A 7,519-nucleotide genomic window follows, 5' to 3' on the forward strand; every position below is an offset into this window, starting at 1 on the left:
CTGTCACCGCCTGAATCTTTCCAGTAAACATAGATACAATTACTCCAATAATTATTAATCCGCACCAAATTCCATTAATCATATTCTTTCCTTCCTCCTGAATGTTTTTGTTCATATTATCTGTTCTATATTATATTCTATCAAATTTACTGGAATTTTCTATTAAACAAAATAAATATTTATTTGTTCATATTTTTATAAAAATTATTACATAAATAATCAATATTATTTAAAATATAATTCATATTTTATGTATAAAATTAATGTGCTATATAAAAAAAACCCAGCTGATTTTTATCAACTGAGATTTTATAATTTTAATTTTTCTCTAACAATACCACTTTTTTATCTACAAATCCAAGTTCTTCTGCTAAATGACAAGCAAAGAAATGTCCTTCTCCAACTTCTTGAAGTTCTGGATCTTCTTGTGTGCATATATCTTTTGCATAAACACATCTTTTTGCAAATCTGCATCCCTTAGCAGGATTTATAGGGGAAGTAATTTCCCCCTGTAATCTTATTCTTTCCATTTTCTTTGTTACACTGGCTACTGGTATAGCAGACAACAGTGCTTTTGTATACGGATGAATAGGATTTTTAAATAAATCTTTAGAAGGAGCCTTTTCAACTAATTGTCCTAAATACATAACTGCAATATCATCAGAAAAATGTTTTACAACAGATAAATCATGTGTTATAAACATATACGTTAATCCAAATTCTTCTTGAAGGTCCTGCATTAAATTCAATACTTGGGCTTGAATAGAAACATCAAGAGCAGATACAGGCTCATCACATACTATAAATTTAGGATTTAAAGCAAGTGCTCTGGCAATACCAATTCTCTGTCTTCTTCCTCCATCAAGTTCATGAGGATAAGTATTTATAAGCCTTTCACTTAATCCAACTGTTTCCATAAGCTCCATTACTCTTCTATCACGGTCTTCTTTATTTTTATAAATTCCATGGATAATAAGAGGTTCAGCAATGATTTCACTTACAGTTTTTCTTGGATTTAAAGATGCAAATGGATCCTGAAAAATAATCTGCATTTTCTGTCTTATTTCTCTCATTTGCTCTTTTGTATAATTTCTAATATTTTTTCCTTCAAATAAAATCTCTCCATCTGTTGCTTCTAAAAGTCTTAAAATAACTCTTCCAGTAGTTGATTTTCCACATCCAGATTCTCCAACCACTCCTAGTGTTTTTCCCTCACGAATTGAAAAATTTACACCATCCACTGCATGAAGCAATCCTTTTGGAGTATTAAAATATTTTTTTAGATTTTTTACTTCAAGTAAAACTTTGCTATCTTCCATTATTTTTTATCCTCCTGTTCCACTTTAAATTCTACCAATCCTTCATAAATAAGACATCTTACTTTGTGCCCTTCACTTACTTCCACAATATTTGGCTCTTTCTTAGAACAAAGCTCTGTTGCATGAGGACATCTAGGATGGAATTTACACCCTTTTGGTAGATCTGTAGGGTCAGGCATTAACCCTTGAATAGGTTTCAATCTAGTAGTTTCTTCATCTAAGCTAGGTATAGAGCCAAAAAGTCCATGTGTATATGGATGTTTTGGATTTTCAAAAACATCTAATAATGTCCCTGCTTCTATTATCTCTCCTGCATACATTATTGCTACTTTATCGCATACTTGAGCAACTACTCCAAGATCATGTGTAATAAGAATCATTGCCGTTTTAAATTTTTCTTTAAGGTCATTCATTAAATCAAGTACTTGAGCTTGAATAGTAACATCTAAGGCAGTTGTAGGTTCATCTGCTATTAAAAGTTTTGGATTACATGCAAGGGCTATAGCGATGACAACTCTCTGTTTCATTCCTCCAGAAAACTGATGTGGATAATCATTTACTCTAGCACCTGGAATTCCAACAAGTTCAAGCATTTCTTTTGCTTTTTCTAAAGCTGCTGCTTTCCCTATTTGTTCATGGATATCTATAACCTCAGAAATTTGCTCTCCAACAGTCATAACTGGATTAAGAGAAGTCATAGGATCTTGAAATATCATAGATATCTGGCTTCCTCTAATCTTTCTCATTCCTTCTTCACTTTCTTGTAAAAGATCTTTTCCAAAGAATTTAATAGATCCTTTTATTACTTTACCAGGAGGATTTGGAACAAGTCCCATAATACCTAAAGCAGAAGTTGTTTTTCCAGCTCCAGTTTCTCCAACAAGACCTATTGTCTCTCCTTCATTAAGTTCTATATCAAGTCCATTAACAGCAGATACTGTTTCGCTTTCTGTAATATATTGAATAGTTAAATCTTTTATGTTCAATAATTTTTCGCTCATTTTATAATTCCCCCTAACTCTATTATTGTTTTAATCTTGGATCTAGTGCATCTCTAAGTCCATCTCCTAAAAGATTTAATGATAAAATCGTTATCATTATAGCCATTCCTGGGAATGTAGTTACCCACCATGCATATCTAAGGTATTGTCTACCTCCAGAAAGCATAGATCCCCATTCTGGATTAGGAGGCTGTATTCCCAGTCCAATAAAACTCAATCCTGCTGTTGACAAGATTGCACTTGCAACTCCTAAAGTTCCCTGCACAATTACAGGAGCTAATGAGTTAGGAATTATGTGTTTAAATATTATTCTCGCATTACTTGCACCAATAGCTTTTGCTGCTTCAATAAATTCCTGATCTTTTATAGAAAGAACTGATGCTCTAACTATTCTTGCATATCTAGGTATATTAGATATACTGATAGCCACCATTAAATTTCCTAGACTTGGTCCTAATGCAGAAACAATAGCTATAGCCAAAAGAATACTTGGTACTGCTAGAAATATATCCATTATTCTCATAATTACATTGTCTAGTTTTCCCCCATAATATCCAGCTAAAGCTCCTAAAGTCCCTCCACATGCAATTGAAATTGTAACTGCTACAATTCCAACCATTAATGATACTCTTGCCCCATGGATAAGTCTTGCAAATATATCTCTACCAAATTCATCTGTTCCAAGCCAATGAGCTGCACTTGGTCCTTGCAGTCTGCTTCCTAAATTTTGTTTAATTACTACTGTATCATAATTTGCTATAACATCAGCAAATAATGCTAATAAAACTAATATACATAAAATACCAAGTCCTAAAAGAGCCATTTTATTCTTTTTCAACATTCTCCATACTTCTCTCCATTGGCTTCTTTTTTTATTTACTTGTTTTGCATTTTCTTTAGATGACATCTTAATCCCCCTTACTACTTATATTGTGATTTTATTCTAGGATCAACATAAGCATACAATATATCTACCAATAGATTTACAACACTGAATGTTGCAGCTAGAAATATAACTGCTGCTAAAACTGTAGGAGTATCCTTTTGTCTAATAGCATCTACCATAAGTCTTCCTACACCAGGCCAAGAATAAACTGATTCTGTAAGAACAGCTCCTCCTAAAAGACCACCAAATTGTAATCCAACTACTGTAATTATTGGGATTAACGCATTTTTAAGAGCATGTTTATTGATTACAACTTTTTCTGCAACCCCTTTAGCTCTTGCAGTTCTGATATAATCCTGTCTTATAACTTCCAACATTGAAGAACGTGTCATTCTCGTTATGATAGCAGCAGATCCCACTCCTAAAGTTACTGATGGCAGTATTAAACTCTTGAGCCCATCAAATCCTCCAGAAGGTAATAATCCTAATTTAACAGAAAAAGTAAGTATAAGCATAAGTCCTAACCAGAATACTGGCATAGAAACTCCTAGTAATGCTAATATCATACTGAAACTGTCTAAGAATGAATATTGTCTTGTTGCTGAAATAATACCAACTGGTATTCCTATACAAACTGAAATTATTATTCCAATAACAGCTAATATAAGTGTATTTGGAAACCTAGAAAATATTTCTCCAAAAACCTCTCTTCCAGTAGTGTAAGATCTTCCAAAGTCACCAACAACAGCTTTTCCTACATATCTAAAATATTGAACCAAGAATGGATCATTAAGTCCCATTTCTTCTCTCAATTTCAAGATTGCTTCTTTAGGTGCATTTTCACCTAAAATTAACTGTGCTGGATCTCCAGGAGTTAATGACATGATAGTAAAAACTAAAAGCGATACTCCTAATAATACAGGAATAAGTAATAAAAGTCTTCTTAATACGTATTTGTGCATCTTTTAGTACGACACTCTAACTCTTTAAAGTGCTCTCTCCTTTCCTTTAAATTTTAATATATATTTTAATTTTTGTTACAAACCCTTTTTATTTTAAAGGGCTGAATCTAAAAAGTATAAATTTTAGATGCAGCCCTTCTCTAAATATTTATTTTTTAACTTAATTTCTTTTAAAATTAATTTTGTTTAAATTTTGTACCGTATAGTCTATGGTGTCCTGCCGCTTTTAATTTAAAGTTATCTACATATTTTTGTAATCCAACATTTTGAGCTTTATATGCTGTGATATATAAAGGAACTTCTTCTTGTGCTATGATTTGCACTTCATTGTATAATGCTTTTCTTTCATCTTGATCATTTGAATTTCTTGCCTTTGTTAGTAATTCATCAACTTTAGGATTATCATAGAACGCTCTGTTTCCAGCTCCACCAAAGCAAGATGAATGAAGTAATGGATATAGTCCATAATCAGCATCTCCAGTTACACTTACCCATCCCAATATAAACATCTCATGATTTCCATTAGATGTTCCATCTAAAAATGCTCCCCATTCAAGAGTTTCAACTGCTATATCTACCCCAATAGCTCTTAATTGATCTTGAAGTATTATAGCAATATCTCTTCTGTCTGGATTTTCATTAATCCAAATTTTTGATTTAAATCCATTTGGATATCCAGCTTCAGCTAATAGGGCTTTAGCTTTTTCTATATCAACTGTCCAAGCTTTTGCCTCATCACTGTGTCCAAATACTTTTGGTCCAATAAGTGAATTAGCTCTTGTAGCTGATCCTTTATATACTGTAGAAATAATATCATCTACATTAATTGCTGATGCAATAGCTTGTCTTACTCTAACATCATTGAAAGGTGCTTTTTTAGTATTAAATCCAATGTAATCAATAGATAGAGATGGCTCTTCTAAGAATACTAGATTTTTGTCTTCTCTTATTCTTTCTTTATCCATTCCTTCAATATCATAAGCTATATCTATTTCACCTGTTTCCAATCCTATTGTTCTGTTAGTTGCTTCAGGTATTGCTCTGAATATAACCTTTTTTATAGGAGTTTCTCCTAAGAAATAATCTGAATTAGCCTCAAGAATTATTCTGTCCCCAGATGCCCATGACACAAATTTATATGGTCCTGTTCCTACTGGTTGCTGTCCATAAGAATCACCTGCAGCTTTAACAGCCTTTTCATTAAGTATTGCTGTTGTAGGATGACATAAATGACTTAGTAAAGCTCCAAATGGCTGTTTAGTTATTACTTTAACAGTATTCTCATCCACTACTTCCACTTTATCCACAGTTCCTATAATATGAGATACTTGTGGAGAACTTTTCATTCTATCTAAAGAAAATTTAACATCTGCTGCTGTCAAAGGTTCACCATTGTGAAATTTTACTCCTTTTCTTAAATGAAATACAGTTGTTACATCATCTGGCTGTTCCCATGATTCAGCAAGACTTGGTACAATATTCATATTTTCATCTTGTTCAACTAATCTATCATATATTTGAACTGTTACTTTTGATGACGGTGCATCATTTGTTGCATGTGGATCCAAAGATTTTGCATCTGCTCCATTAGCTACTACCAAAGTATCTTTTGTTGCTGCTTTTGCTCCTGCTGTCTCCTTACCTCCACCACAAGAGATAAATAAGAATATTGATAGAAGTACTAAGACCAATAGATGTAATTTCTTTTTCATAAATAACATTCCTCCCTAAAACTATTTTTTTATTTAGTTTCATTTTGAAATTTTTTTGTCATTTTTTCAAAATGAAAACTTTTTTTGAGTGTACATAATTGAAATAATTACTTTTATTATAACACTCTTTCTATAATAAGGATACAACATTTTTAAAATAAGTAAAGATATATTTTTTTCTATTGCTCTTAAACATTATCTTTTTTAAATATAATTATAGAAAGAATGTACTATTTATTGGAGTTTAAGTCAAATTTATAAAATTTATATAAGAAATATAGATTTTATATATGATAAAATATTGTATTATTATTTGAACAAATTTCCTATTTATTAAGTATAAAAATTAAATTTCTTTAATAATTTATAAAATTAAGTCTATTTTTTTGAATAAATTTTTGAAGCTACATAGGCTGTTATTGGTACTGCAATCAAAATTCCTATACTACCACAAAAAGCTCTTAATATTTCTACAACTATTGATTCAAAATTCAATATTCTTATAAGAGGATACTGACTTTTTTGTAAATATATAAAAATAGTTGTCATAAGGCTGCTTCCTATATAAGCAAGAATAAGTGTATTTATCATTGTTCCTATTATATCGCTCCCTATTCTCATCCCTGATAAAAAAAGTTCTTTTCTGTGTATATCTTGATTTTTTTCTTTTATTTCATTTAATGCTGAAGATATAGACATAGCCACATCCATTACTGCTCCCATACTTCCTAAAATAACACCAGCAGATATTACTTCTTTTATCTTTATATTCTGCAGCATTGAAGCATAATTTAAAGCTTCAGTTGTAACATATCCAGTCAGCCTCATTGAATTTACAAATATAAAAGATAATACTCCAGCTACTAAAACTCCACCCAATGCTCCTAATATAGCTATTATTCCTTTACTATTAAATCCTGTCATAAGATATATAGTGACAGTAGAAGCAAAAAGTGCAGTTATAACTGATAATAGTATAGGAGAATATCCAACTATTATTCCAGGAATAAAAACTTTATATATAAATGCTACTACAAACAATAGAGCTATCATAGCTTTAAAACCTTTGAACTTTGAAAATGCTAATGTGATAACCACAAAGAGTATTCCTAAGTATAAAATATCATTTCTTTTATCTTTATCAGCTACATAATATTTTTCATTTCCTTCTTCATCAATATCATGATAAAGAACTACATTATCTCCTTCTTTTACATTTATATTAAAAGCATCTTCTCGATAGATAGGAAATTCTATAAGTATCTTATCTCCTTTTCTATCACCTTCCATTATCATCACATCATAAAGTATAATCTCTTTCAATTCTTCAACTTCTTCTTCTGGTGAAAGACAATCTTCCAGTTTCAAAATTTTACCTTTTATATACTCTTCTTGAGAATATATTGTTATAGAAAATAATGAATATATAAGTAATATAAGTAATATAAATTTTTTCATAATCCTCTCCTATTATCATTTATCCCCATACTTAGTAGAATACTTTAATTTCACACAAAATTCAACTTTTATTTTAGAAAAGTTATAAAAAAAGCTGAGTAACATTTAAAAAAAATGTTTCACTCAGCTCTCTTTTTTGTATAATATAGTTACCACCCTAATTATACAAAGGAGACATACA

The 7,519-nt window shown here is 30.8% G+C and carries 6 protein-coding genes; all 6 read right to left on the reverse strand.

All coding sequences use genetic code 11. The features are described from left to right. Positions 1–317 precede the first annotated feature (317 nt). Positions 318–1,319 (reverse strand): dipeptide ABC transporter ATP-binding protein, encoded by a 1,002-nt coding sequence (locus E6771_RS15410; protein WP_316092228.1) that lies wholly within the window; start codon positions 1,317–1,319, stop codon positions 318–320. Next, the gene (locus E6771_RS15415) at positions 1,319–2,320 is read right to left on the reverse strand and encodes an ABC transporter ATP-binding protein (protein WP_316092229.1); all 1,002 of its coding nucleotides are present in this window, start codon (positions 2,318–2,320) and stop codon (positions 1,319–1,321) included. The genes E6771_RS15410 and E6771_RS15415 overlap by 1 nt, the downstream gene beginning before the upstream one ends. A gap of 22 nt (positions 2,321–2,342) precedes the next feature. Further along, positions 2,343–3,227 (reverse strand): nickel transporter permease, encoded by an 885-nt coding sequence (gene nikC / locus E6771_RS15420; RefSeq protein ID WP_316092230.1) that lies wholly within the window; start codon positions 3,225–3,227, stop codon positions 2,343–2,345. Positions 3,228–3,241: 14 nt separating this feature from the next. Next, complete coding sequence (gene nikB, locus E6771_RS15425) at positions 3,242–4,168, reverse strand: nickel ABC transporter permease (protein WP_005980232.1); 927 nt, start codon at positions 4,166–4,168, stop codon at positions 3,242–3,244. Positions 4,169–4,344: 176 nt separating this feature from the next. Then, positions 4,345–5,880: a glutathione ABC transporter substrate-binding protein gene (locus tag E6771_RS15430; protein ID WP_316092231.1), complete on the reverse strand. Its 1,536-nt coding sequence runs from the start codon at positions 5,878–5,880 to the stop codon at positions 4,345–4,347. Positions 5,881–6,258: 378 nt separating this feature from the next. After that, complete coding sequence (locus E6771_RS15435; protein WP_316092232.1) at positions 6,259–7,338, reverse strand: YibE/F family protein; 1,080 nt, start codon at positions 7,336–7,338, stop codon at positions 6,259–6,261. Positions 7,339–7,519: the final 181 nt, after the last annotated feature.

It is taken from the genome of Fusobacterium sp. (genome assembly GCF_032477075.1).
Lineage (GTDB): Bacteria > Fusobacteriota > Fusobacteriia > Fusobacteriales > Fusobacteriaceae > Fusobacterium_A.